Annotated in this window: 25 protein-coding genes and 3 pseudogenes; 19 read left to right on the top strand and 9 right to left on the bottom strand. The window is 67.5% G+C overall.

Features of this window, described 5'->3' with window-relative positions; all coding sequences use genetic code 11:
- Window positions 1–66: 66 nt before the first annotated feature.
- Window positions 67–438 (bottom strand): DUF4440 domain-containing protein, encoded by a 372-nt coding sequence (locus tag HNP60_RS02435; protein WP_014074854.1) that lies wholly within the window; start codon window positions 436–438, stop codon window positions 67–69.
- Between the two features lie 154 nt (window positions 439–592).
- Here HNP60_RS02435 and ubiA point away from each other — a divergent pair, with 154 nt between their 5' ends.
- The 4 genes from ubiA (at window position 593) to HNP60_RS02415 (ending at window position 3,424) form a co-directional block, all read left to right on the top strand.
- Complete coding sequence (ubiA, locus tag HNP60_RS02430) at window positions 593–1,498, top strand: 4-hydroxybenzoate octaprenyltransferase (protein WP_184051100.1); 906 nt, start codon at window positions 593–595, stop codon at window positions 1,496–1,498.
- 49 nt (window positions 1,499–1,547) lie between these two features.
- On the top strand, window positions 1,548–2,192 hold the full coding sequence (locus HNP60_RS02425; RefSeq protein WP_014074852.1) for a YqaA family protein: 645 nt from the start codon (window positions 1,548–1,550) through the stop codon (window positions 2,190–2,192).
- Between the two features lie 271 nt (window positions 2,193–2,463).
- Complete coding sequence (gene ykgO / locus HNP60_RS02420) at window positions 2,464–2,589, top strand: type B 50S ribosomal protein L36 (protein ID WP_008069451.1); 126 nt, start codon at window positions 2,464–2,466, stop codon at window positions 2,587–2,589.
- A 121-nt stretch (window positions 2,590–2,710) separates the two neighbouring features.
- Window positions 2,711–3,424 carry a 2-phosphosulfolactate phosphatase gene (locus tag HNP60_RS02415; RefSeq protein ID WP_260394610.1) on the top strand — a complete coding sequence of 238 codons (714 nt, stop codon included), beginning with the start codon at window positions 2,711–2,713 and terminating at the stop codon, window positions 3,422–3,424.
- A gap of 35 nt (window positions 3,425–3,459) precedes the next feature.
- Here HNP60_RS02415 and HNP60_RS02410 read toward each other — a convergent pair whose 3' ends face one another.
- Entirely contained in the window at window positions 3,460–4,011 is a 552-nt protein-coding gene (locus HNP60_RS02410) for a TetR/AcrR family transcriptional regulator (protein ID WP_184149777.1), read from the bottom strand.
- Window positions 4,012–4,091: 80 nt separating this feature from the next.
- Between HNP60_RS02410 and HNP60_RS02405 the strand changes: the two genes are divergently transcribed.
- Together HNP60_RS02405 and HNP60_RS02400 are read left to right on the top strand one after the other, a co-directional pair.
- On the top strand, window positions 4,092–5,174 hold the full coding sequence (locus HNP60_RS02405) for a Rieske 2Fe-2S domain-containing protein (protein WP_184149774.1): 1,083 nt from the start codon (window positions 4,092–4,094) through the stop codon (window positions 5,172–5,174).
- On the top strand, window positions 5,161–5,787 hold the full coding sequence (locus tag HNP60_RS02400) for a hypothetical protein (protein WP_184149760.1): 627 nt from the start codon (window positions 5,161–5,163) through the stop codon (window positions 5,785–5,787). The genes HNP60_RS02405 and HNP60_RS02400 overlap by 14 nt, the downstream gene beginning before the upstream one ends.
- 20 nt (window positions 5,788–5,807) lie before the next feature.
- Here the strand turns inward: HNP60_RS02400 and HNP60_RS02395 are convergent, their stop codons facing one another.
- Window positions 5,808–8,807 (bottom strand): N-6 DNA methylase, encoded by a 3,000-nt coding sequence (locus tag HNP60_RS02395; RefSeq protein ID WP_221414653.1) that lies wholly within the window; start codon window positions 8,805–8,807, stop codon window positions 5,808–5,810.
- Window positions 8,808–9,051: 244 nt separating this feature from the next.
- Window positions 9,052–10,509, bottom strand: a complete 1,458-nt coding sequence (gene pyk, locus HNP60_RS02390; RefSeq protein ID WP_184149757.1) for a pyruvate kinase — start codon at window positions 10,507–10,509, stop codon at window positions 9,052–9,054.
- A 114-nt stretch (window positions 10,510–10,623) separates the two neighbouring features.
- On the opposite strand from pyk, the gene HNP60_RS02385 reads away from it, so the two are divergent.
- The 3 genes and pseudogenes from HNP60_RS02385 to HNP60_RS19820 all read left to right on the top strand — a co-directional run.
- Complete coding sequence (locus HNP60_RS02385) at window positions 10,624–10,917, top strand: DUF1244 domain-containing protein (protein WP_184149755.1); 294 nt, start codon at window positions 10,624–10,626, stop codon at window positions 10,915–10,917.
- Window positions 10,918–11,240: 323 nt separating this feature from the next.
- Window positions 11,241–12,284 (top strand): aspartate-semialdehyde dehydrogenase, encoded by a 1,044-nt coding sequence (locus HNP60_RS02380; RefSeq protein ID WP_184051117.1) that lies wholly within the window; start codon window positions 11,241–11,243, stop codon window positions 12,282–12,284.
- Window positions 12,285–12,980: 696 nt separating this feature from the next.
- Window positions 12,981–14,366 (top strand): annotated as a pseudogene (locus HNP60_RS19820) (DEAD/DEAH box helicase); the annotation flags it as partial.
- Window positions 14,367–14,929: 563 nt separating this feature from the next.
- Here HNP60_RS19820 and HNP60_RS02370 read toward each other — a convergent pair.
- Both HNP60_RS02370 and HNP60_RS02365 read right to left on the bottom strand, forming a co-directional pair.
- A complete protein-coding gene (locus HNP60_RS02370; RefSeq protein WP_014074840.1) occupies window positions 14,930–15,796 on the bottom strand; it encodes a sigma-70 family RNA polymerase sigma factor in 867 nt (288 codons plus the stop codon).
- Window positions 15,796–16,251: a carboxymuconolactone decarboxylase family protein gene (locus HNP60_RS02365; RefSeq protein ID WP_184149749.1), complete on the bottom strand. Its 456-nt coding sequence runs from the start codon at window positions 16,249–16,251 to the stop codon at window positions 15,796–15,798. The genes HNP60_RS02370 and HNP60_RS02365 overlap by 1 nt, the downstream gene beginning before the upstream one ends.
- A 207-nt stretch (window positions 16,252–16,458) precedes the next feature.
- On the opposite strand from HNP60_RS02365, the gene HNP60_RS02360 reads away from it, so the two are divergent.
- The 5 genes and pseudogenes from HNP60_RS02360 to HNP60_RS20260 form a co-directional block, all read left to right on the top strand.
- Complete coding sequence (locus HNP60_RS02360; RefSeq protein ID WP_014074838.1) at window positions 16,459–16,698, top strand: DUF2312 domain-containing protein; 240 nt, start codon at window positions 16,459–16,461, stop codon at window positions 16,696–16,698.
- A 119-nt stretch (window positions 16,699–16,817) separates the two neighbouring features.
- The gene (locus tag HNP60_RS02355) at window positions 16,818–17,135 is read left to right on the top strand and encodes a heavy metal-binding domain-containing protein (RefSeq protein WP_184156831.1); all 318 of its coding nucleotides are present in this window, start codon (window positions 16,818–16,820) and stop codon (window positions 17,133–17,135) included.
- A gap of 11 nt (window positions 17,136–17,146) precedes the next feature.
- Window positions 17,147–17,899, top strand: coding sequence for an SDR family oxidoreductase (locus HNP60_RS02350; protein ID WP_184149746.1), 753 nt, complete (start codon window positions 17,147–17,149; stop codon window positions 17,897–17,899).
- Between the two features lie 14 nt (window positions 17,900–17,913).
- Window positions 17,914–18,990 (top strand): annotated as a pseudogene (locus tag HNP60_RS19815) (NF038122 family metalloprotease); the annotation flags it as partial.
- A gap of 75 nt (window positions 18,991–19,065) precedes the next feature.
- Window positions 19,066–19,182 (top strand): annotated as a pseudogene (locus HNP60_RS20260) (PEPxxWA-CTERM sorting domain-containing protein); the annotation flags it as partial.
- A 280-nt stretch (window positions 19,183–19,462) separates the two neighbouring features.
- Here HNP60_RS20260 and HNP60_RS02340 read toward each other — a convergent pair.
- The 3 genes from HNP60_RS02340 to hrcA form a co-directional block, all read right to left on the bottom strand.
- Window positions 19,463–19,792: a hypothetical protein gene (locus HNP60_RS02340; protein WP_184149740.1), complete on the bottom strand. Its 330-nt coding sequence runs from the start codon at window positions 19,790–19,792 to the stop codon at window positions 19,463–19,465.
- A gap of 73 nt (window positions 19,793–19,865) precedes the next feature.
- Entirely contained in the window at window positions 19,866–20,378 is a 513-nt protein-coding gene (grpE, locus tag HNP60_RS02335; RefSeq protein WP_420825237.1) for a nucleotide exchange factor GrpE, read from the bottom strand.
- A 54-nt stretch (window positions 20,379–20,432) separates the two neighbouring features.
- Window positions 20,433–21,476 carry a heat-inducible transcriptional repressor HrcA gene (hrcA, locus tag HNP60_RS02330; RefSeq protein WP_184149734.1) on the bottom strand — a complete coding sequence of 348 codons (1,044 nt, stop codon included), beginning with the start codon at window positions 21,474–21,476 and terminating at the stop codon, window positions 20,433–20,435.
- Between the two features lie 147 nt (window positions 21,477–21,623).
- On the opposite strand from hrcA, the gene rph reads away from it, so the two are divergent.
- From rph to HNP60_RS02305, 5 genes are all read left to right on the top strand, one after another.
- On the top strand, window positions 21,624–22,340 hold the full coding sequence (gene rph, locus HNP60_RS02325; RefSeq protein ID WP_014074831.1) for a ribonuclease PH: 717 nt from the start codon (window positions 21,624–21,626) through the stop codon (window positions 22,338–22,340).
- 16 nt (window positions 22,341–22,356) lie between these two features.
- Window positions 22,357–22,980 (top strand): RdgB/HAM1 family non-canonical purine NTP pyrophosphatase, encoded by a 624-nt coding sequence (gene rdgB, locus HNP60_RS02320; RefSeq protein WP_184149731.1) that lies wholly within the window; start codon window positions 22,357–22,359, stop codon window positions 22,978–22,980.
- A 127-nt stretch (window positions 22,981–23,107) separates the two neighbouring features.
- Window positions 23,108–23,542, top strand: a complete 435-nt coding sequence (locus tag HNP60_RS02315) for a hemerythrin domain-containing protein (RefSeq protein WP_184149728.1) — start codon at window positions 23,108–23,110, stop codon at window positions 23,540–23,542.
- A 30-nt stretch (window positions 23,543–23,572) separates the two neighbouring features.
- The gene (hemW, locus tag HNP60_RS02310; RefSeq protein WP_184149725.1) at window positions 23,573–24,721 is read left to right on the top strand and encodes a radical SAM family heme chaperone HemW; all 1,149 of its coding nucleotides are present in this window, start codon (window positions 23,573–23,575) and stop codon (window positions 24,719–24,721) included.
- A 3-nt stretch (window positions 24,722–24,724) separates the two neighbouring features.
- The gene (locus tag HNP60_RS02305) at window positions 24,725–25,486 is read left to right on the top strand and encodes an NRDE family protein (protein ID WP_184149722.1); all 762 of its coding nucleotides are present in this window, start codon (window positions 24,725–24,727) and stop codon (window positions 25,484–25,486) included.
- Window positions 25,487–25,594 lie beyond the last annotated feature (108 nt).

Raw genomic sequence — 25,594 nt, 5'->3', positions numbered from 1 at the left:
CAAGCAGTGCACCCTCCCCGCGCCGGGATCAAGATCACCGTGCGCGGAGGCGGTGCGGCCCACGCCTCAGCCCGAGCGAAGCGGGCCATCGGCGGCATGCATCTGCTGGTGCTGGACCAGCCGCCAGTCATCATGCGCAATGCGGCGCCAGGTCGAGGTGCACCAGGCGCGCATCTCGGTGGCGTCGGGGCGCTTGGCATAAGCCTCATAGGCCGCGACGATCAGTCCGTCCTGCGGGCGGACGATGCAGCCATGGGCCAGCGTGACCTCCGCCCAGCGCGGCGTGGCGGCAATGCTCTCGATGGCGTCGCGGCCCTCCAGCACATAAGGCGGCGCCGGCACGACCATGAGGCAGGATTCATCCAATGCCGCGGCGAACTGCTCGGCACTGCCGGTCCACAACGCCTTCTCATGCGACCAGACGCGATCGTCTTCCATCACGCATTCTCCTTTTCCATCTCCATCTTCCTGCCAATGCGGCGCCGGGCAGAAGGTTGCGCGGAAGGACGAGCGAAAGAGGGACTCCCCTTGCGCGGCGATCAATCCTATGGGCCGGAGCATCGGCACAGCACGGGGACCGGAGCGGCACATCATGGACGCGGCGCAATTCGTACCGGATACGCAGATGCGCGGCCTGATGCGCCTGCTCCCCGCCGCCGCGCGCCCCTATGCGCTGCTCGCGCGGTTCGACCGGCCGATCGGCTGGTGGCTGCTCTTCTGGCCCGGCGCCTGGGCGATCGCGCTGGCGGGCGGCTTGCCGGATCGCTGGCCGATGCTGCTCTGGTTCCTGCTCGGCAGCATCGCCATGCGCGGGGCGGGCTGCGTCTACAACGACATCGTCGACCGCGACCTCGACGCGCAGGTGGCGCGCACCGCGAGCCGCCCGATCGCGAGCGGCGCCGTCTCGCTCAAGGCGGGCTGGGCCTGGCTGCTGACGCTCTGCTTCATCGGCCTCATCGTGCTGCTGCAATTGCGCTGGCAGGCGCAGCTGGTGGCGCTCGCCAGCCTCGCCCTCGTCGCGGCCTATCCCTTCATGAAGCGCATCACATGGTGGCCGCAGGCCTGGCTGGGGCTGGTGTTCACCTGGGCCGCGCCGGTGGGCTGGGTGGAAATGACCGGCGGCATGAATGCGGCGGGGCTGCTCCTCTATGCCGGCGCCTTCTTCTGGGTGATCGGCTACGACACGGTGTACGCGCTGCAGGACCGGGAGGACGACGCGCTGGTCGGCATCCGCTCCAGCGCGCTGGCCATGGGGCGGCATGTGAAGGCGGGCGTCGCCGCCTGCTTCGCGCTGGCCCTCGCGCTCTGGGGCGCGGCGCTCTGGCTGGTCGCGCCTGTGTGGCTCGCGCCGGTCGCGCTGCTGCCGCTCGCCGCGCAATTCCTCTGGCAGGTCGGCACGCTGCGCGAAGACGAGGCCGACCCGCTCATCAAGTTCCGCTCCAACCGGTTCGCGGGCCTGCTGATGTTCCTCGCCTGCCTCGTCGTCGGCAGCGCCTGATTTTTCCGGCGCTGGCGCCCGCCCGGCAAAGCGGCTATGGGCGCCCGCGATGTTGCATCGCCTTTACGAATGGACGCTGGCCAAGGCCGCGCACCGCCATGCCGAATGGTGGCTCATCGTCGTTTCCTTCCTCGAATCGAGCATCTTCCCGATCCCGCCGCATCCGCTGCTCGGGCTGATGTGCCTCGCGCGCCCGGCCCGGGCGCTGCGCTACGGCATCATCTGCACGCTCGCCTCGGTGGCGGGCGGACTGCTCGGCTATGCGATCGGCTTCTTCCTGTTCGAGGCGCTGGGGCAGAGCCTGCTCGCGACGCTCGGCCTGACCGAGAGCTTCCCCAAGGCGGCCTGCTACCTGCGCGACTATGGCGCCGAGATCATCCTCGTGAAGGGCGCCACGCCCATCCCCTTCAAGCTCATCACCATCACGGCGGGCTTCATCGGCCTGCCGCTGTTCACCTTCCTGTGGGCCAGCGTCGCCTCGCGCGCCATGCAGTTCGTGCTGGTGGGCGCGCTGTTCTGGAAGTTCGGCGCGCCGATCAAGGTCTATCTGGAGCGCTATCTCGGCTGGATCACGGCGGCCTTCGCGGTGCTGCTGGTGGGCGGCGTGCTGCTCGCGGGCGTGCTCGGCGGCGGCAGCGGCGCCACGAACGACAAGTGCGGCAACGCCACCATGGAACAGATCATCGCCCGGTAAGGATGCGCGATGCGGGGGGCCCATTGTGCCGCTCCCGCACCCTCGCGCGAATCGGTGCTGGAGGGGGGCGCGCCGGTCGCGCCCAACCCTCCCCGCACCCTCACCGCGCGGCGCATGGCCGGGGAAAACGGCCGATCCCCGCCGCGCTGCGCCCGCGCAGCCGGGCGAGGAAAGGCGATTTTTCGGCCCCTCGCGCCTTGACTTTCCCCGGACCGGCCCATAGAGGCGCGGCTTCGATTTTCCGACCGCACGATTCACTGGACGCCCGATCATGAAGATCCGCAATTCACTCAAGTCGCTCAAGGACCGCCACCGGGACAACCGCGTGATCCGTCGTCGCGGGCGCACCTATGTCATCAACAAGACGCAGCGTCGCTTCAAGGCCCGCCAGGGCTGATCCAGCGCACGCGGCGGACTGCCTCAAGTCCGCTTGACGGAACAGAAGACGCCCGGCCAGTCTCTGGCCGGGCGTTTTGGCGTTGCCGATCCGGCCCATGAGAGGCGCACGGGAGAGCGGCATGACCGTCCATTGCGAATGGGGCCTGCACGGCATCGAGACACTGCGCGACGCGGTCGGCGTGATCGTGATCGTGGATGTGCTGTCCTTCTCCACCGCCGTGGACGTGGCGACGGCACGCGGAGCGCTGGTCTGTCCGCATGACCTCGGAATTGCGGACGGCGGCGCACCGGGCCCCCGGGAGGCTGAGCCCCCGGCCGGAAGCGTGATCGCGCAGCCGCGCGGGGCGCCCGGCGGCGGCTTCTCCCTCTCCCCGGTCAGCCTGTCGGACATCGCGCCGGCCACGCGGCTCATCCTCCCCTCCCCCAATGGCGGGCGCCTCTCGCTGGCCTGCGGCGACCGGCCGGTGTTCACCGGCTGCCTGCGCAATGCCACAGCGCTCGCGGAGTCGGTGCGCGCCTTCGCGGCCGGGCGCGACATCGCGGTGATTCCCGCCGGGGAGCGCTGGCCGGACGGATCGCTGCGCCCGGCGATCGAGGACTGGCTGGGCGCGGGCGCGATCATCGCCGGGCTCGGCCCCGCCCTCTCCGCCGAAGCGGAGACCGCCTGCATGGCCTGGCACGCGGCCCGGGCGGACGTGGCGCGGCTCGTGCACGCATCCGCCTCCGGCCGGGAGCTGATCGCGGCCGGCCATGGCGGCGACGTGGAGATGGCGGTGGACATCGATGCAAGCGACGGCGCGCCGCTGCTGGTGGACGGGGCCTACCGGCAATAGGAGTCATGGGGGCGTGCGGCGCCGGCCCGCTCCCCTCAGGCGACTTCCGCCGCCACCCGTGTCGCCCAGCCGTCGATCAGCACATCGAGCGCGATGACGAAACTGTCGCGATCGGCCGCCACGGCATCGGGGCGCACCGAGCGCAAGGTCGTCCAGCCCGTGACCAGCGCCTGCACCGAGCGCTGCGCGACAAGCGCATGCGGCGCCGGCAGGCCGAGCTGCTCCAGCGCGTCCAGGATTCGCGCCAGCGAAGCCTCGGCAAGGCCCGCCTGCGGGCGCGCGACGATGATGAGCTGGCGCGCATCGGGAATCGCGATCTGCGCGTCCCACAAGGCGAGGCCGAAGCCATGGAGCCAGCCGCGCCAGTCCCCGGCGGGTGGAATGGCATCCAGGCAGGCGCGGAAGATGGACGCGGACATCAGCCCGTGGAGCGTGCCCTTGTCCGGCACGTGCCAGTACAGCGAGGAGACGCTGACGCCCAGCCGCGCGGCGACCCGGCGCAGGCTCACCGCGCCAAGCCCCTCCTCCCGAAGCAGCGCGACGGCCTCCGCCACGATCATGTCCCGGTCGAGTTTGGAGAAAGACATGCCAGCGCCTTGACACCAACGCGCGCAAAAAGCATCCATCGCAAAACGAACAATGTTCGATTAGCCGATGGAGACGATGCATGTACCCCTTCACGCCCGGAAGCTACGCGCCGCGCAACGGCTGGTATGTCGCGGCCTTCTGCCGCGAGATCGGCGAGGCGCTGCTCAGCCGCTGGATCCTCAACCAGCCGGTCGTGCTCTATCGCAAGGCGGACGGGACGGCCGTGGCGGTGGACGGGCGCTGCCCGCACCGGCACTATCCGCTGGGCGAAAGCAAGCGGGTGGGCGACGCCATCCAGTGCGGCTATCACGGCATCACCTTCGGCTCGGACGGCAAATGCACCTTCGTGCCGAGCCAGAAGACGATCCCCGGCGTCTATGCAATCAAGGCCTATCCGCTCGTCGAGCGGGGCCTGTGGGCCTGGATCTGGCCGGGCGACCCGGACCAGGCGGACGAGGCGCTGATCCCGACGCTCGACGAGATCGGCTTCAACATCCCCGGCATGATCCCCGACGCTTTCTATTCGATGCACGTCAAGGGCCGCTACCAGCTGCTCAACGACAATCTGCTGGACCTCTCGCACCTGGGCTATCTGCACGCGACCTCGATCGGGACGCCGGACGATGCGGCGACCCCGGAAGTGCGCGACCTCAACGAACGGCGCCTCTCCAGCCGCCGCTTCATGCGCAACACGCCGATGCCGCCCTATCACGACCGCAGCGTGTATGACGGCCCCGTCGACCGGATCTCGGGCATGGACTTCTACTTCCCGGGCTTCCACGCCGGGATCGGCGAATCGCGCATTCCGGAAGACCGGCCGCAGGGCGGGCGACTGCTGCACACCAGCCGCGTGTGGCACGCCGTGACGCCGGCGACGAAGACGAGCTGCAACTATTTCTTCGGCATGAGCGCCCCTTCGCGCGACCGGCTGGAGGACGCTAAGATCCGGCTGGAGCCGGTGCTCGCCGAGGACAGTTTCGCGACCGAGGAAATCGAGAAGATCATCAGCACCATGGACGCGCTGCCGCCCGAACTGATGCTCAAGAGCGACGTGACAGCGGTGCAGGGCCGCCGTATCCTCCAGGCGATGATGGACCGGGAACGGGCGCAGGACCCGGCCGGTGCCGCATCGGAGAGGAGACGAGAGGATGAACCGGTTTGAACAGGCCGTCTACGACTGCATGAAGCCCACCGAGGCGCTTTACGAACAGACGCGCAACCCCTTCCACCGCAAGATCATCCTCAATTTCTGGCGGCACGTCCATCTCGAGGGCGCCGGGCTCTACGACCAGATCTGCGCCGACGACATGATGGTGGAGCGGCCGGTCTACCGGATCACATGGGGCGCCAATCCCGCCGTGATCAAGGGGCGCGAGGGCGTGAAGGCCTTCTACAACAGCGTGGGCGACGTGGTGCTCTGGAACAGTGACGACCGCATCGCCGTGGCCGACTGGGGCATCGCGGACGAGCTGACCTTCAACCTGCTGGGTCTGGGCGGCATCATGCAGGCGATCGGCTATGACGTGCCGGACCCGCACAAATTCTACCATGTCCGCAGCCGGCAGGCCTTCATCTGGCCCTATGACAACCGCGCGCTGCTGGCCGGCGAACATCTCTACGAGGACAAGACCAGCCTGGTGTGGGAGGAAGTGGACGAAGCCGAACTCACCACCGCCGCACGGGTGAAGGCGATCCAGAAGGAACTGCTGGACCAGCTCCACGCCCGGTTCGGCGAGAAGTTCTGGGTCTGGGAACCGGAGGCTGCGACGGCTTGATTGGGGGCTCCGCCAGGACGTTAACCGAGTAATTCCAGGGCCAACTCGTTTGCCTCAATGCCCTCATCTGTCGTCTCAATGATACGGCGGATATCGCGCCGCAATGCAGCAAAATGACGAGCCTCATTACATTCGATAGCTTGGACCGTTTGCTCCAACTGCGCACCTAAGGCCGCCAGCCGGACATGTGTTTCGTTGGCAGTATCAAAGCGCGGAACTGGCAACTCCCAGATGTGCTTTGCTATATCGCGCTCGTCCTTGCCGTACGACATAAGGGGCCTGACTAGTTCGGTCGTATGAGGGGCATTGAGTAATGCGCATAGATAGTCTGCCTCAGCGACGGAAAAGGCCGGCATCCAGTAGAGGCCACTAGTTAAGATGGCGCGACGATCCTCTAATTTCGCGCCGACGACGTGCATACCGCTGCGGTTGTACACGACCCGCAGCGCGGCGACCGGGAGTTGTTTGGTCATCTTGGATTGGTAATCCAACTGTTCCATCAACGTGAGCTTTTCGCTCGAACGATGTTCTAGCCATAGGTCGTTCGCTTGCGACCACCACCGGCTTAATCCGGGGAACATGTCGATGCCCTCTGGCTCGCTTAGCAATCCTTGCTGATTGCATGGCAATACGCCCTCGAGCGCGTCCAACATGCGAAATGGCAACAACGTTTCACCGGTATGAACCGGTCGGAGGAAGTCGGTTTCGACGATGCCCGTCAAGCTATCTAGCTGCTTCCAGGGCTTCTTCTCATTGTTGCTACGGTGTGAGATGACGGCTGCGCTTCCGGCGGGTAAGCCTAGCGGGTTGGCCTGCTGGCGTTCGACCATAAACGCCAAACGTGGGAGGAGAACGGCACCCTGCGTGAACATCGCGTGGTAAGGAGACCGACATGCCCCCGCCAATCGCCGGACACTTCCTTCCGTGCGCTCCAGCAAGGCGGAAATCTCATCCCAGGGTGCGGAACGGTCAACGATCTGGCCCCTCCAGATCGACGCCTCTAGGGGCATCGGAACCGCTTCTTCCGCTCGCTCGCCGAATATTACACAAGCTGCTCGGGGAAAGAAGTGCGGACGGAGGCGACGCAAATCCCAGCTTGGTTGGAACGCAATCTGCAAACCGCCTGCACCGTCGCCATAGGCCCCGGTCCGAAAACCATCGTAATTTGGTCGGTCGAGTGCGGCGTTGGGCAACACCATCGCAAATCGCCCATTGCGGCGAAGATAGAGTTCGCACGAACGCACGACGAATAGCCCCGCAAGGTCTTGCTGAGTCGCCAACTCGGCTCCAGCCCAGAGTCCGCGCGCCGTACTCATGTTGCGGAAAGTGGTCTGCATTCCGGGTGTCATAAACCGCAGTGCGAGCCAAGGCGGATTGCCGATAATCAGATCGACTTTGTTCCCTTCACGGGAGAGCCACATCGGGCGAGCTAGATTTCGAACATAGTAGCCCCAAATATGGTCGCGGCCCTCATCGTGGAGTCGACACATAGTTCGGAAGGTCGCTTCGATTGTTGCGCGGTCTTCCTGAGCGATGCCTAGTCTCTGAAATGTCGCGGATAACGATGGGACTGGTGCACCCGGATTACGCGACGAGGCACGGCGGGCCAAGTCGTTGACCAGTTGGTCAAATCTACCCGCATCGTCAAGTAAAGTGGATGGGAAGCGAAGGTCGGACGTGAATAGCTCCCGAGAATCATCCGCTTGAATAACGAGATTTCCCGCAGACCAAAGGTCCGTGTTCTGTTCGCGCCATTGGAGCGAGTCGCCAAGATAAACCGGGATCTGAATGGTGCAGCGGTTCGGATCGACAATCCGAGCGCGCCCGAGAGCCAGGAGATAGGTAACGCGTGCTAAGGTCACGGCTACCGGATGAAGGTCCATCCCGATTACATTCTGCGTTACCCCCGCAAGTAGTTCGGGAAGCGAATTCCCGGCCGCTTCCGCTGCGGCGATGTAAGTTCGAATTGCGTGGAATAGGAAGGTGCCCGAACCGCAGGCCGGGTCAAGCACGCGAGTGGAGAGAGGCGCGCGCAAGGTTTCGGAAACGACGGCCTGAGCAAGCCAGTCCGGGGTGTAATATTCCCCCAGCCGCTTTCTCGTATCCGCCCCGATGATACTTTCATAAAGTACTTTCAGCACGTCTTGCTCGACGTTGCTCCAATCGAAGCGAGCAAGCCGCCGCGCCAAGGTCCGAATGAAAACCTCACCTTGATCTACCTCGACGACCCAATCGAAAAAGTCAGGCTCAACGACGCCATAGATTCCCGCCTCGTCGAAGCGCTGCCCAGACAAGAGAGCAGCCGGCGGGATCGACTGGACCGAAAGGCCCAAGACGGCGTGGGCGATGATCTCAGCTGAGTTTACGAGGAGCGTGTGCTCGATGAATAGGTCGTCGGTGTCTTCGAATTGAGTTCCCAGAGCCGAAGTTAGCAGCCGAGACCAAAGTTCTCGCTTCATCCGAACCGTGGGCAAGTCACGATTCCGGGCATAGAGAGCACCCAACGTGGCCCGGTCCAAGGCATATGCGCTGCTGCCCGCTCCTAGGCGCGTCACTATAGCTGTGGACGTGGGGGTGATGGCGTGGGTCGTGGCGAGTACGCCCTCGACCCACACAACGAGCCGATCAAGGTCGGCTGTGGATTGCAGAGTGAATTGTGCAACCGGTCGAAGGGTAGAACCGTCCACTAGATCGTAACACGTCCAGTCGATACCGTCAGTGAGAACTCCAATGTAACGCTGACCAGTCTGCTCGCGGCGCGCGGCCACGTAACCAGCCAATTGCTCCGCTGCGTCTATCCTCACCCTGCCTCGTCGCAAGTCGCGCTTGACCTCGATGACAGTCGAACCAACCTCGATGTCAATGCGGCGGCGGTCCCCTACCGGTGACTCCAAGTTTACGACCTGATTATCATTAAGGTCAAAGGGTGCCATTAGTATGAACTGCCGAATGTCGGCCTGAATGTCGGCTTCCGTTCGCTGGCTCTCCCGCTGAAGTAGGCGTTCAATCAGTTCAATCAAAATGTCCCCCCCTTCGGGGCATCCAAGCCCAGCTTTTCTTGCGTGTCGCTTGTTATCCCGGTTTCACGGTGCCGTCGAGAAACGGACAGAAGAAGAATATCCGCGTTAGCAAGCTTGCTCAACGCGCGATATTGGGAGCGTAGCTGCCATCGGACATGGTCGCAACGAAGAGCAGCTATCCGCAAGCCGCGCCCCGCCCCGTCCAGCCATAGCCCCGGCCATCAAGGCGCTCCGACAGCGCCCCCTAGCCCTCGCCGTGGACCCGCAGTTCATCGCCGCGGATGGTGGCGACGTGCAGGACGTTGGTGGAGCCCGGCGTGCCGAAGGGGACGCCGGCGAGGACGATGATCTTGTCCCCGCCCGCCGCGATGCCGTGGCGCAGGGCCATGCGCTTGGCCTTGCCGATCATTTCCTCGAAGCTGCCGATATCCTTGGTGCGCACGGCGTGGACGCCCCAGAACAGGCCCATGCGGCGCGCGGTGGTGGCGCGCGGCGTGAGGGCGAGGATGGGCGCGGAGGGCCGCTCGCGCGCGATGCGGCGCACGGTGCTGCCCGATGCGGTGAAGCAGACGATCGCCTTGGCCGAGACGGTGGTGGTGATCGTCTGGCTGGCGCCGGCCAGCGCGTCCGACGTGGTGGGATCGGGAATGGTCTTGGTGAAGTGCAGCCGATCGAGATAGCCCGGATCATGCTCCACGCTGTGCGCGATGCTGTCCATCATCGCCACGGCCTGCTCGGGCCAGTCGCCTGCCGCCGTCTCGGCCGAGAGCATCACCGCGTCCGCGCCGTCATAGACCGCCGTGGCCACGTCCGACACTTCCGCGCGGGTGGGCGTGGGCGACTTGATCATCGATTCGAGCATCTGCGTCGCGACGACCACCGGCTTGCCGAGGCGTCGGGCGCTCTCCACGATCTGCTTCTGCAGCGGCGGCACGGCATAAGGCGGCAACTCGACGCCGAGATCGCCGCGCGCCACCATCACCGCGTCCGACATTTCCAGTATCTCTTCCAGCCGGTTGAGCGCGGCGGGCTTCTCGATCTTGGCGAGGAGCTGGCCATGGCCGCCCATCAGCCGGCGCGCCTCGGCCAGATCGTCCGGCCGCTGCACGAAGGAGAGCGCGATCCAGTCCACCCCCGCCTCGATCGCGAAAGCGAGGTCGCGCCGGTCCTTGTCCGTGAGCGCGGCCATCGGCAGCACCACGTCCGGCACGTTGACGCCCTTGCGCTCCGAGAGCTGCCCGCCGACCTCGACCTGCGTCTCGATGGCATCGTCGCTCACGGCCTTCACGCGCAGTACCAGCTTGCCATCGTCCAGCAGCAGCCGCGTGCCCGGCTGGGCGGCGGCGAAGATCTCCGCATGGGGCAGCGCCACGCGCCGCGCGTCGCCGGGCTCGGTGTCGCGATCCAGCCGGAAGCTGTCGCCCGGCCTCAGCATCACCGGGCCGTCGGCGAAGGTGCCGATGCGCAGCTTGGGGCCCTGCAGGTCCGCCAGGATCGTGGTCGGCCGGCCAAGCTCCTTCTCCAGCGCGCGGATCGCCTCGACATTCGCCGCATGCCCCTCATGCCCGCCATGGCTCATGTTGAGGCGGAAGGCATCCGCCCCGGCCAGGAACAGCCGGCGGATCATCTCGCTGCCACTGCTGGCCGGGCCGAGCGTGGCGAGGATACGGACCTTGCGGGTGCGGGGGGCAAGTTTCTTCATCGGTAAAGGCAACCCCTTGCGTCAGCGATATGCCTGCCCAAATGACGGTAACGACGCGGCAAGCGCGGCGAACAGGGCGGCAATGGTTCGAACAGAAAGCAGAAGAGGCATTCAATGACGATAGAGACGCTCGATGACAAGACGGCGGCAGCGGCTTTCCGTCGGCTCGTCCATCATCTGCGCCATCGCACCGACGCGCAGAATGTCGATCTGATGGGGCTGGCCGGCTTCTGCCGCAATTGCCTCGCCGACTGGGTGGCCGAGGCCGACGGGGCGATGGACCGCGAAAGCGCGCGCGAGATCATCTACGGCATGCCCTATGCGCAGTGGAAGGACAGCCACCAGAGCGAAGCCACGCCCGAGCAGCTGGAGCGCATGAAAGCCAGCGTGGCGCGCAACGCCGGCTGACCCGCGCCGCGGCCCGCGCAAACGCCTTTCACGCAAGGAAATGTCGCGAGGCGGGCGCCCCGTGCAGCCTTGTCACAAAATTTGCGCGCCCCCTGTTTACTTGGAGCGCCGACGCCGCTAGAGGCCCGCGCGATGTTCACGATGATCGCCCTGCCGACGATTATGACCAAACCGACCCGCATTCGCGGGGCGGTGTCTGGTACGCGCGCGGCCTGAGGGCCACGATCATCCGGACCGCAAGCCCCGCGAAGCGCGCGGGGCCGACTTTCCGACCGGAAGCCTGACCGCCGCGTTCTCCGCCCAACACAAGGAGACGTTCACTCATGGTTGCCCGCTTCTCATCCAATGTTCCGCTCAATGTCGGCGTCGTCGGCGCGACGGGCCTCGTCGGCTCGATGATGCGCCAGCTGCTCGAGGAACGGGACTTCCCGGTCGGCACGCTGCGCCTGTTCGCTTCCGCCCGCTCGGCCGGCTCGCAGGTGGACTTCAAGGGCGAGAAAGTGACGGTGGAGGACGCCGCCACCGCCGATTTCGCCGGGCTCGACCTCGTCTTCTTCTCCGCCGGCGGCTCGACCAGCAAGGCGCTGGCGCCCAAGGTGGCCGCCGCGGGCGCCATCGTGATCGACAACAGCTCGGCCTGGCGCAGCGACCCGGACGTGCCGCTCGTCGTCGCCGAAGTGAATCCCCATGCGCTCGCCAACATGCCCAAGGGCATCATCGCCAATCCCAATTGCACCACCATGGCCGCCATGCCGGTGCTCGGCCCACTGCACGAGGCGGCGGGGCTCAAGCGGCTGATCGTAGCGACCTATCAGGCCGTCTCGGGCGGCGGCATGGAAGGCATCGACGTGCTGGCCCGGCAGATCGCCGCGGTGGGCGACAAGGGCGCCGCGCTCGCCTTCAACGGCAAGGCGGACTTCCTCCCCGCGCCCGAGAAGTGGGCCGTGCCGATCACCAACAACATCGTGCCGCTCAATTATGTGCTGGGCGAGGACGGCTACACCGAGGAAGAGCTCAAGCTGCGCGACGAGAGCCGCAGGATCCTGGGCATTCCCGACCTGCCCGTCTCGGGCACCTGCGTGCGCGTGCCGGTATTCACCGGCCATGGCCTCTCCATCAATGCCGAGTTCGAGCGGCCCATCGACGTGGAGACCGCGCTCGCCCTGCTCGGCAAGGCCCCCGGCGTGGTGCTGAGCGACGTACCGAACGCGCTGGAAGCGACCGGCGCCGACCCCGTGTTCGTCGGCCGCGTACGCCCCGACCGCACGGTGGACCACGGCCTCGCGATGTTCGTGGTGGGCGACAATCTGCGCAAGGGCGCCGCGCTCAACGCCGTGCAGATCGGCGAAGTGCTCTGCGGCCGATGAACTGACGTAGCCTCCCCTCCCCGGTGATGCGCCGGGGAGGATGGATATGTCATCCCGAACTCGATCCGGGATTCCGCTTCTTCCAGTTTCTCAAACTGGACTCGGCGATCCTCAAGGCAGCTGGTCATTATCGGTCCTATCCTCGTCATTCCCGTGCACACGGGAATCCAGATCACCTTGCCGACGGGAGCTGAGGGTGCAGCCGCGATCCGGCGCGAAATCCTGTCTGCATCGCCGTCGTATGATGCGGGATCACGGCCGCGCCACATCGCACCCTCGCAACTGGATTCCCGTGTGCACGGGTATGACGGCAGAGGAGCGGCAATACCCGCCAACAGCCTCCTGACCTCCCGGTCCGTTTGCCCTCGGAGAGGACCCGCCGCCGCGCTGGCGGCGCGCCTGGACGTTTCGGGAAACTCGGCAAACAGACCATGGGACACCCGCCGAACCCCGGCACCCTTGCTTTTCCCCGCGAACAGCCCTATGTGCAGCGCAGCATTCGGCGCGCGGACTAGTGATCCGGCGCAATTCCGAGCAGCGTGAGGCCCCGCGATCTTCGCACAAGGGCGGCCGGGACGAACGGATGCGAAACCGCAAAAGCTTCCTTATTCACGCAGGGTCGCCCGTAACGGAGACCCCTGTTGCGCGCGCGCCTCTGACGCGCATGCGCCGCATGTCCTTATCGAGAGTATATTCATGTCCTATTTTTCCGACCTTGGTCTTGCCGAGCCCCTCCTTCGCGCGCTCGAAACCAAGGGCTATGCCGACCCGACGCCGATCCAGCAGCAGGCGATTCCCGCGCTGCTCGAAGGGCGCGACCTGCTGGGCATTGCCCAGACGGGCACCGGCAAGACCGCCGCTTTCTCCCTCCCCTCGCTGCACCGGCTGATCGGCAATGCGCAGGCCCGCAAGCCGGCCTCCTGCCGCATGCTGGTGCTCTCGCCCACGCGTGAGCTCACTGCGCAGATCGCCGAGAACATGCGCGGCTATGCCAAATATCTGAACCTCTCCGTGCAGGTCGTCTTCGGCGGCGTGCCGGTGGGCAAGCAGGCGCGCGCGCTGGTGCCGGGCTGCGACATCCTCGTCGCGACGCCGGGCCGCCTGCTCGACCTGATCGAGCAGCGCGCGCTCACGCTGCGCAATGTCGAGATCTTCGTGCTCGACGAGGCCGACCAGATGATGGACCTCGGCTTCATCCAGCCGCTCAAGCGCATCGCGGGGATGCTGCCCAAGGAGCGGCAGAGCCTGTTCTTCTCCGCCACCATGCCGCAGGCCATCGCGGACCTTGGCAAGCAGTTCATCCACAATCCGGTGAAGGTGGAAGTCGCGCCACAATCGACCACTGCCGAGCGCGTGGAGCAATATGCCACCTTCGTCGAGCAGCAGGAGAAGCAGGCGCTGCTGACCCTGCGCCTGCGCGAGGCGATCGCCTCGGGCGCGCTGGACCGGGCGCTCGTCTTCACCCGCACCAAGCATGGCGCGGACCGCGTGGCGCGCCACCTCGTCGCCGCGCAGATCAGCGCCGCCGCCATCCACGGCAACAAGAGCCAGGGCCAGCGCACCGCCGCGCTCAAGGGCTTCCGTGACGGCAGCGTCCAGATCCTCGTGGCGACGGACATCGCGGCGCGCGGCATCGACGTCTCGGGCGTCTCGCACGTGTTCAACTTCGAGCTGCCCAACGTGCCCGAGCAATATGTCCACCGCATCGGCCGCACGGCCCGCGCGGGCGCGGACGGCATCGCGATGAGCTTCGTCGCGCCGGACGAGCGCCCCTATCTGCGCGACATCGAGCGGCTGACCCGCGTGAAGCTGGAGCAGATGCCGCTGCCGGAGAATTTCGTGGTCGAGGCACGACGCCTGCCGCTGCCTTCCAAGAAAGCGATCGAGCAGGCCGTGGGCGACAGCGCGCCGGGCCGCAATGCCGGCAACGGCGCGCGCCAGGGCCGGCGCCCGCAGCGCGCGCGCCATGGCGAGCGCGGCGCACCGGCACAGGCCGACCGCCGGCAGGACGCGCATGCGCCCCGGCCGGAGCGGCAGGATCGCCGCCCCGCGCAGGCTCGCGCAGAAGCCGCCCCGCAGGGCGAGGGCCGTCGCGAGCGGCCGCTGATCGATATCCGCATCGAAGGCCGGGGCCGCCCGGCCTGGTCCGAGCGCACGCCGGAGGGCGGCCGGGACCATGCGAGCCGCGATGGCCGCCCCCAGCGTCGTGGCCCCGAGGGCAACGAGCGCGGCGGCCGCACCGGGCAGCGCCACGACGGCGCACGTCAGGGTGAGGCACGCGGTGGCGGCCAGGGCCGCCCGAACTTCGATCCGCTGGCCGTCTATGGCGACCAGCCGGCCCGGCGGGACGGCGAGCAGCTGCCCAAGCGGATGCGCGAAGGCGCGCCCGCCGGCAGCGAAGCCGAGCGTGGCCCGCGCCGCGACGGTGGCCAGCGCCGCTTCGGCAATGGCCGTCCGCAGGGCAATGCCGGCGGTGGTGGCGGCGGGCGCCGCAGCCGGGCCGGACGGAGCGGCTGACCACCCTCCCCCAACCGATCATCCCGCTCCCGCCCCGCGCCTGCCGGCGCGGCGGGCGGGACAGAGGTGCCAAGCGCGCCGGGCCGGCGGGGACCTGACATTCAGGTAGCTCCGGCCCCGTGCGCCCCTCAGTGCAGGTGGCGCAGCTTGTCCGGATTGCGCATGACGTAGATGGCGGCGATCCGGCCATCCTCGATGTCCAGCGCCGTCGTCTGATATTCGCCGTCCGCTTCCAGCGTCACGAAGCCGGGCAGGCCATTCACGAAGCAGACGCGCACCAGCTGCGATCCATGCTTGCGGAACAGGATGCCGAGCGCCTTGTGAAGCTGCATGACCTGCGCGAAGCCGAGCGCCGGGCGGATGGTCGCCGGGCGCTTGCCGCCGCCATCGCTGTGCATGCTCACATCCTGCGCGAGCATCGCCCCGAGCGCGCTCATGTCGCCACTGCGCGAGGCAGCGAAGAACGCGCCGGCAATCTCCAGCCCACGATCCCGCGCGATGCGGAAGCGTGGCCGCGCTTCCCGCACATGCGTGCGTGCCCGCGCCGCGAGCTGCCGGCAGGCCGCCGCGTCCCGCCCGACCGTCGCGGCGACTTCCGCGAAGCCGAGGCCGAACACATCATGCAGGAGAAAGGCCGCCCGCTCGAGCGGCGAAAGACGCTCCAGCGCCAGCATCAGCGGCAAGGTGACGTCCTCTTCCTCCTCGCCCGCATCCTCCTCGACCAGCGGATCGGGCAGCCACGGCCCCACATAGGTCTCCCGCCGGACATGCGCGGACTTGAGATGATCGAGGCACAGGCGCGTGACGACCCGGCGCAGGAAGGCCTCCGGCTCGCGGATCGCGGCCTGATCCGTGCCCATCCAGCGAATGAACGCTTCCTGCACCATGTCCTCGGCATCGGCCACCGAGCCGAGCATCCGGTAGGCGACCCGGACCAGCCGGGGACGCAGCGGATCGAACCGCGCCGCCGCGTCCTGCCGCGTCCCCCGCTCCATCAGGCCGCTGCCTTCACGGGCATGTCGTACCAGAGATCGAAACCGACGGCGATGCGGTTCCAGCCATTGATGATGTTGATCATCAAGGTGAGCTTCACCTGCTCCTCCTCGGTGAATTCCCAGTTCAGCGCTTCCTTCGCCGCCGCGTGGGCATGCCCTTCCGACAGGCGGGTGAGCGCTTCCGTCCAGCCTAGCGCCGCGCGCTCGCGATCCGTGTAGCAGGGCGCCTCACGCCAGGCGGAGAGCAAATAGATGCGCTGCTCGGTCTCGCCCTTCGCGCGCGCCTCATGGCTGTGCATGTTGATGCAGTTCGCGCAGCCGTTGATCTGCGAGGCGCGGATCTTGACCAGCTCGATCAGGCTGGACTCGAGGCTGTCGGCCACGGCGAGGGACAGCTCCGTCCAGCTCTTCATCAGCGCGGGCGCGGCGGCATAGGGATTGAAGCGGGTGGTCATCGTCATCTCCTTCCTTCAGGGTTGCACGGACATGACGAGCCGGCGCCAGCGAATGTGACATCGGCCGGAATTTTTTTCATGCGCAATGGGCGAAGCGCGCGCCGCGAGCGCCCCTGCCCACTCTCGATGCTGGACACCGGCCCGGCCGGATGGCTAGGAGCGCGCATCCGATTCTGACCCACATTCCTTTCCGGAGACCATCACATCATGAGCGACAATATCGCCGCCGATCAATTGCGCCTTCTCATCGAGCGCGTCGAGCGCCTGGAAGAAGAGAAGAAGGGCATCGCCGACGACATCAAGGACGTCTATCTCGAAGCCAAGGCCACCGGCTATGACGTCAAGATCATGCGGCAGATCATCCGGCTGCGGAAGATGCCGGCCCATGACCGCCAGGAGATGGAAGCCATCCTCCAGACCTATCTGGCCGCGCTCGGCATGGAATAAGGCCCCTCTGGTCATTTCGCGTGGCGCGCGCTAGCCATCCTCCCCGGGACCCCAACCCGGTACAGTGTGAGAGGACAGGCGATATGACCGACGGACCATGGGGCGGCAGCCCGGGCGAGATGATCGTGACCACCACCAACAATGTGGATGGCCGCCCCGTCCAGCGTTATTGCGGCGTGGTGACCGGCGAAGTGATCGTCGGCGCCAATCTCTTCCGCGACCTCTTCGCCAGCGTGCGCGACATCGTCGGCGGTCGCGCGGGCGCCTATGAGGAAGTGCTCTCGCGCGCCCGCGAGGAAGCGCTGGCCGAGATGCGCGAGCGCGCCGCATCGCTCGGCGGCAATGCCGTCATCGGCGTGGACCTCGACTATGAAGTGCTGGGCGCCAACGGATCGATGCTGATGGTCTCGGCCACCGGCACCGCCGTGTATCTCTGAAGGCACGCAGCATGACGGGACGCATCGCGGTCATCACCGGGGCGGGCAGCGGCATCGGCCGCGCCGTCACGCTCACGCTCGCCGCGCGAGGCTATCGGCTCGTGCTGGCCGGGCGGCGGGCGGACGCGCTGGACGAGACCGCCGCGCTCGCCAGCGGATCGCCCGAGCCGATCCTGTGCGTGCCCACCGACGTTTCCGACGCGCAGTCCGTCGCGGCGCTGTTCGACAAGGCGGTGGCGCGCTTCAGCCGCGTCGACCTGCTGTTCAACAATGCCGGCCTCAATGGCGGGCGCTTCCCGATCGAGGACATGGACGTCGCGCTGTTCCGCGAGGTGGTGGACGTCAACCTGACCGGGGCCTTCCTCTGCCTGCAGGCGGCCTTCCGCGTGATGAAGGCGCAGCAGCCGCGCGGCGGGCGCATCATCAACAACGGCTCCATCTCCGCCTACAACCCGCGTCCGGACACCGTCGCCTACTGCGCCAGCAAGCATGGCGTGCTGGGGTTGACCAAGGCCGCCGCGCTCGAAGGGCGCAGGCATGACATCGCCGTGGGACAGATCGACATCGGCAATGCCGCCAGCGCCTTCTCCGAAGCCTTCGCGCGCGGGGTGCCGCAGGCGGACGGCCGGCTGGTGCCCGAGCCGGTGATGGATGCCAGCGTGGTGGGCGAAACGGTCGCCTATATGGACAGCCTGCCCCCGGACGCCAACGCCCAGTTCCTGACGGTGATGCCGACGAAGATGCCGTTCATCGGGCGGGGGTAGCCGCCCTCGGGCGAATGGTCCCGCCGATTCGATCCCCCGCCGAATGTCCCGGATTGGGCCATGCCGCCATGTCGGCAGTTGACTTTCGCGGCGCGTGGACCAGCTTCGCCGACATAGTTAACAAGGGGGGTATCATCATCATGAGGACGTCGGTCGCCGCCATTCTTCTGGCCTCGACTCTTGCCGCCGCGCCGGCACAGGCACTCACCATCGATCTGTTCGACATGGGCGGCATGGCGCAGGGCACGGCGCAATATACCGCCTTCCGCACGGCGGCGAACTATTGGGAAAAGCTGATCACCACGGATACCACCGTGCGCATCGACACTTATTTCAATGCGCAGGGCATCAACGGCCCGATCGGCGGCACCAGCAACTATTACTACACCGCGAACGTCTCCACGGTGCTGAACGCCATGGCCAGCGTCGCTTCGGGCTCGGCGATCGATCAGACCACCATCGCTCATCTGCCCGATGCCAGCTCCGGCTCCATCGGCATGTGGACCCCGGCCTATACCGATCCCGTGGCGCAGACGGGTGCAGACCCCTTCGCCAAGCAATGGGACAATGACGGCAGCAACAACAACAGCACCTTCGGCGTGACATGGGCGCTCGGCAAGGCGCTGGGGCTGGTCTATGTCGACAGCTACAAGGACGGTTCGATCAATTTCAATTCCGACCTGTCCTTCGACTTCGATCCGACCGACGGCATCGATGCCGGCAGCTATGATTTCACCTTCACTGCCTTCCACGAGATCGGCCACATCCTCGGCTTCACTTCCGGTGTCGACTATTATGACGCCTTCGCGCCCTCGGACGGCTATCACTGGGACTGGGACTGGATCGGCCACGGCACCGACATTTTCCGCTATTCGGAAGACGGGCTGGACTGGTCGCTGGGCGGCACGCCCTTCTTCTCGATCGATGGCGGCGAGACGGCCCTGCTGGGCGGCGCCTTCTCGACCGGCGCGAACTGGGGCGATGGCCAGCAGGCCTCGCACTGGAAGGAAGGGCTGGGCATCATGGACCCGACCGCCGCGAAGGGCGAAATGGGCGTCCTGAGGGCACTGGACCTCGCCATGTTCGATGCGCTCGGCTGGAATCTCAGCCTCGATGCTCTCGCCGACCCCGATCTGCGCATCACCACGGCGGACATGTTCGGGCCGAGCGCCGTGCCGGAGCCGGCAAGCTGGGCCATGATGATCGGCGGCTTCGCGCTCATCGGGGCATCGCTGCGGCGGCGGACCATTCGCTTCGGCGCCATGAAGCCCGCCATCGCCTGACGAGAAGCTGATCCCGGCCTTGCGGTTCAACGGCGGGCCGGGATCAAAGCGGCGCGGGCGGCGTGGACAAATTCCAGAGCCATGGCGGCGGCACCATCGCGTCATGAACGATGTCATCCCGGACGTGATCCGGGATCCCGCTTCTTGCTGTTTCTCAGAACAGGCTGGACCTGCAAGATTCAAGGCAGCGGGATCCCGGGTCAAGCCCGGGAGGACGAAGGAAAATGGCTGAAGAGCGCGCTTCTGGCTCCCTCAAAGTCGGGGAAGTTGTCCAGCTCGCCTAGAGAGCTTTCCTGAGCTTTGAGTCATCGCCCCGGGGCACCGGGAGCGGGTCTTCGAGCAGGGTCCAGCCGCGCCCGTCATGCGCCAGCCAGCTCGCATAGCGATACCAGCCGCGCGCGGTGCGCTGTTCCCAGCGGCATTCATGTTCGGTGGGCTCTTCCGCTGCGGCCGGGCTGCACTGGATCTCGCGCAGATCGGCCGGGCCGACGCGGCCCGCGCCGAAGGCGGCGAGCGCATCGGCCAGTGCGGGGGCGGCCGGGGCCGATGCAGAGGCGGTCGGCGCGTCCGGCGCGTTCATCGCCTGCGCCTGTGCGGGAGCGGGAAGCATCCCGACGCCGAGGCCGAGGGCCGCGAAAAGAGCGGCGCGCCCGCCTCGTCCGGAAAAGGGCATGGCCGCCCGGTCAGTCCGCCGCGCGGGCGACGCCGACGAGGGCGGGACGCAGCAGGCGATCCTTGATCGTGTAGCCCGCCTGCATCTCCTGCACGATCGTGCCGGCCGGGGCATCGGACGGGATCTCGACCATCGCCTGATGCCGGTTGGGGTCCAGCGCCTCGCCCACGGAGACGAACTTCTCCACGCCATGCTTGCGGAAGGTGCTTTCCAGCTCCTTACCGGTGGCTTCCAGCCCGGCGATCAGCCCCTTCATCTTCTCGTCGTCGCGAAGCTCGGCCGGAATGGCATCGAGCGCGCGCGAGAGATTGTCGGCGACGGACAGGATGTCCCGGGCGAAGGCCGTCGCGGCATAAGCCCGCGTGTCGGCCAGCTCCTTCTCCAGCCGGCGGCGGACATTCTGCGTCTCGGCCATGGCGTAGAGCGTTTCCTGCTTCGCCGTCGCCAGCTCGTCTTCCAGCGCGGCGATGCGCGCGGCGACGGCTTCCTCGGGCGATCCGGTGTTGCCGGTGCTTTCCGCCATGTCGGCGGCCAGCGTTTCGTTCTCGTTCCTTGTCTCGTCAGTCATGTCATTCCGTCACTGCATCAATCTGCTGAGGGTTTGCGCCGTGAAATCCACCATGGGGACGACACGGGCATAGTTCAACCGGGTGGGGCCGATCACGCCGACCACGCCGATCACGCGGCCGCCGGGGCCGCGATACGGGGCCGCTATGACCGAAGAACCGCTCAGGGAAAAGAGCTTGTTCTCCGAACCGATGAAGATGCGCGTCGCCGCGCCGGCCCGGGCGCTGTCCAGCAGGCGCGCAATCTCGCTCTTGCCTTCCAGCTCGTCGAGCAATTGCCGCACCCGCTCCAGATCGGCCGTCGCATGCGCATCGATGAGATTGGCCTGCCCGCGCACGAGCAGCACCGGCCGGTCCTCCGAATCGCGGCTCCACGCGGCGAGGCCGCGCGCGATGAGATTGGCCGCCGCCGCGTCCAGCGCGTGCTCGCCATCCGCGATCTGCTGCGCGAGCCATTGCTGCGCCTCGCCGAGCGTGCGGCCGCTGGCATGGGCGGACAGGAAATTGGCCGCCTCGATCAGCATGGAGGGCGTGGTGCCGGGCGGCAGATCGACAACGCGGTTCTCCACGCTGCCGTCCGCGCCGACCAGCACGGCCAGCGCCTGCGTGCCCGAGAGCCAGGCGAAGCTGAACTGCTTCACCACCGCCTCGCGCCGGGGCACCATCACCAGCCCCGCGCAGGCGGACAGGCCGGACAGCAAGGCCGTGGCGGTGTTGAGCGCATTCTCGATGGGCCCTTCGCCGGACAGCTCCCGCTCGATGGCCCGCTTGTCGTCATCATGCGGCTCATCCGCCTGCATCATCGCGTCGACGAAGAGGCGCAGCCCGGTTTCCGTAGGCATGCGCCCGGCCGACGTGTGCGGCGCGGCGAGCAGGCCGGCTTCCTCGAGATCCTGCATCACGTTGCGGATGGAGGCGGGCGACAGGTTGAGCCCGGGCAGCCGGCTGATCGTGCGCGAGCCGACCGGCACGCCGGTGCCCAGATATGATTCGACCACCACCCGGAAGATGTCGCGTGCGCGATCACTCAGAAAATCGAGAGGCGGGCCTGTCATGCTGCCCAATGTAGGACGCCGCGGGGCGCGGGCCAAGCATTCTCGCGCGATATGCGCTCATCGCGCGATTTCGGCCCGGCGGGTGTTCCACCGCGCCCGGAATCGCTCTAGAGCGCCCTCGAGTCAGCAAAGAAGGAACCGACGTTCATGCGCCCATCCGGCCGAGCCCCCGACGAAATGCGCACCATCGCGATGGAGCCCGGCTTCACCGTGCACGCGGAAGGAAGCTGCCTTGTTTCCTTCGGCGATACGCGGGTGCTGTGCACCGCCAGCATCGAGGAGCGCGTGCCGCCCTTCCTGCGCGGCAAGGGCGAGGGCTGGGTGACGGCGGAATATGGCATGCTGCCCCGCGCCACGCACACGCGCGGCAGCCGCGAGGCGGCCAAGGGCAAGCAATCGGGCCGCACGCAGGAAATCCAGCGGCTCATCGGCCGCTCGCTGCGCGCCGTGGTGGACCTGAAGGCACTGGGCGAACGGCAGATCACGCTCGACTGCGACGTCATCCAGGCGGATGGCGGCACGCGCACGGCCAGCATCTCCGGCGCATGGGTGGCGCTGCGCATCGCGGTGGACAAGCTGCTGGCGAGCGGCGCGCTGAGCGTGGACCCCATCCAGGCGAAGGTCGCGGCCGTCTCCTGCGGCATCTATGAAGGCAATCCGGTGCTCGACCTCGATTATATCGAGGACAGCAATGCCCATGCCGACGCCAATTTCGTGCTGCTCTCCAACGGCAACATCGCCGAGGCGCAGGCGACGGCGGAAGGCGCGACCTATGACGAGGAAGCACTGCTGCGCCTGCTGCGCCTCGCCCGCATCGGCTGCACGCAGATCTTCGCGGCGCAGGACAAGGCGACGGGGCGCTGAGCCCGCGCACGCTGCCATGACCCGCACCCTCCCCCCCGGCCGCCTCGTCATCGCCAGCCATAATGAAGGCAAGGTGCGCGAGATCACCGCGCTGCTTGGACCGCATGGCATGGAACCGGTCTCGGCCGGGTCGCTCGGCCTGCCCGAGCCCGAGGAGACCGGCACGACCTTCGCCGAGAATGCGCGGATCAAGGCGCTGGCCTCCGCCACCGCGTCCGGCCTGCCCGCGCTGGCCGACGACAGCGGCCTTGAAGTCGCGGCGCTGGGCGGGCGGCCCGGCGTCTACACCGCCGACTGGGCGGAGCGGCAATGGTTCGAGGGCGAGAAGGGCCGGGACTGGTACATGGCGATGGGCAAGGTCGAGGGCCTGCTGTGCGAGATCGGCCCCGATGCCGACCGCAGCGCGGCCTTCGTCTGCACGCTCTGCCTCGCCTGGCCGGACGGCGAGACCGCCCTGTTCGAGGGACGCGCCGAAGGGCTGCTCGTCTGGCCGCCGCGCGGCCGGCAGGGCTTCGGCTATGATCCGGTGTTCCAGCCCGCCGGCCAGAGCCTGACCTTCGGCGAGATGGCGCCCGAGGCGAAGAAGGCGATGAGCCACCGCACCCGCGCCTTCGAGCGGCTGGTCGCCGGGCTCTTCTGACCCCGGCGGAGGCGCGGACGCGCCTTTTTTCGCAGTTTTCCGCCCCTGCGCCGGCCCTCGTTAACCAGATGCTATGGTCTTTCCGCCGATGACCACCTGGACAGGGTCAATAAAGGGGTAGTCCGCAATGACGGACGACATTTTCAGGCAGCACCGCGTGATGATCGCGGCGGGGGAAGACTTGCTGGCAACGGCGCGCCGCACGCCACCGGCGCGACTCGAGGAGATCGCGCAGCTGCGCGTGCGCCTCGCCGGGCTGGCCATGGCGCATCTCAAGGCCGAGGAGGAAACGATCGTCAGGCCGCTCATGGGCAGCGGCCGGATCGACCAGATCCCGGGCGCGGCGGCGCTGATCGCCGAATGCCGGGCCGGGCACGGCGCTTATTCCGACCATGTGCGCAGATGGACCCTGCCCGCCATCGACGCGGACCGGGCCGGTTATGCGCAGGCGCTCTCGCAGATGCTCGACCAGCTGCGCGCCATGATGGAGCGCGAGGAACGGCTGCTCTACTGGCCCGCGCTGCGACTGCTGGGCGCGGCCCGGGAGACGCAGGCCGGCTGACTTTCCGCGCGCAGCCGCTATATCGGCGCGATGACTCCCGCGGCGCCTCTTGCCCTCTACATCCATTGGCCGTTCTGCGTCGCCAAATGCCCCTATTGCGACTTCAATAGCCATGTGCGGGAAGAGGTGGACCAGGAGGCCTGGCGGGACGCGCTGCTGCGCGACCTGGCCCATGAGGCCGCGCTGCTGCCGGGCCGGACGCTCGGCTCCATCTTCTTCGGCGGCGGCACGCCCTCGCTGATGCCGCCGGCCACCATTGCCGCTTTGATCGACGCGGCGGCGGGGCACTGGCGCTTCGACGAGGCCATCGAGATCAGCATGGAGGCCAATCCGAACAGCGCGGAAGCGGCGCGCTTCCGGCAGGCGGCCGATGCCGGGATCAATCGCCTCTCGCTGGGCCTGCAGGCGCTCGACGACGCGGCGCTGCGCTTCCTTGGCCGCGCCCACGACCTCAGCGAAGGACTCGCGGCGCTGGACGCGGCACAGGCCTGCGTCGATCGCGTGAGCATCGACCTCATTTATGCGCGCCCCGGCCAGAGCCTTGCCGACTGGGACAGCGAGCTGCGCCGCGCGCTCGGCTTCGGCACCGATCATCTCTCGCTCTACCAGCTAACCATCGAGCCGGGCACGCGGTTCGAGACGGACGTGCGGCGCGGCGCCTTCACGCCCGCCGATGCGGACCATGCCGCCGACCTCTTCGAGCTGACGCGCGCCATGACGGGCGCGGCGAGGCGCCCGGCCTATGAAGTCTCCAACCATGCCGCCCCCGGTCAGGAGAGCCGGCACAATCTCGCCTACTGGCGCTATGCCGATTATGCCGGCATCGGGCCGGGCGCGCATGGCCGGCGCGGCGGCACCGCCACCGCGCGCCACCGCAAGCCCGAAAACTGGATGCGCGCCATCGAGCGCAATGGCCATGGCCTCGTGGAGGAGCGCCTGCTCTCGCCCGCCGAGCAGGCGGGGGAAGCGCTGATGATGGGGCTGCGCCTCGCCGATGGCGTGGACCTGCGCGCCATCGCCGCGCGGACCGGCCTCGCCCCCGACGCCCTCATCGACGAGGCGGCCGTGGCGCGACTGGCCGGGCACGGGCTGGTGACGCGCGCGGGCGACCGGCTCGCCACTACCCCGGCGGGCATGCTGCTGCTCGACGGCATCCTCGCCGAGATCGTGGCGGTCTGAGCGATGTGCGTGCTGGCCTTCGCCTGGGATGCCCACCCGCGCTGGGCGCTGGTGATGGCGGGCAATCGCGACGAGCTGCATGACCGCCCGGCGGCGGCGCTCGGGCGCTGGCCGCAGGCGGCGCATGTGATCGGCGGGCGCGACCTGCAATCGGGCGGAAGCTGGCTCGGCGTCTCCGAGGAAGGCCGCTTCGCCGTGGTGACCAATCTGCGCGGCTATGGCCCGCCGGCGCCCGGCCGGGCCTCGCGCGGGGCGCTGGTTGCCGACCTGCTCACCGGGACAGGCCGCCATGCCGACGCGCGGACGGCCGACCTTGCCGCGTTCAATCCCTTCAACCTGATCGTTGCCGACCGGCAGGGCGCGCTGTTCCTGACCAACCGGCCGGCGCCCGACCGCGCGCGGCTGGGGCCGGGCCTCTACGGCCTTTCCAACGGCGCGCTCGACGAGCCCTGGCCCAAGACCGTGCAGCTGAAGGCCGCCCTGCTCGACTGGCTGCTGACGGACGCCGGCGACCCCGCCGCGCTGCTCGACCCGCTGCGGCAGGAACAGCTCCCCGATTTCGGGCAGGCGCCCGCCATCCCGTCCGAGATCGCGCAGGAGCCGCGCCAGTCGCCGGTGTTCATCCGCAATCCCGTCTATGGCACGCGGTGCAGCAGCGTGGTGGCGATCGACCGGGCCGGCAAGGGCACGATCATCGAGCGGCGCTTCACGCCGGATGGCGCGCCGGCGGGGGAAACCCGCCTCGCTTTTACCTGCCCAGCGTAAGACGCCGATGAGAGGCTGAGACAGCGGTGCGCTGTCGAAATACTGACAAGTCCATTCCACCATCGTTCATTTCGCCGCATTATTCTTCGCCTGGGTTCATGGTGGGAG

Origin of the sequence: Sphingobium lignivorans (genome assembly GCF_014203955.1) — a bacterium.
GTDB classification, from domain to species: Bacteria; Pseudomonadota; Alphaproteobacteria; order Sphingomonadales; family Sphingomonadaceae; genus Sphingobium; species Sphingobium lignivorans.
This window is presented reverse-complemented; position numbering and strand designations above follow the sequence as displayed.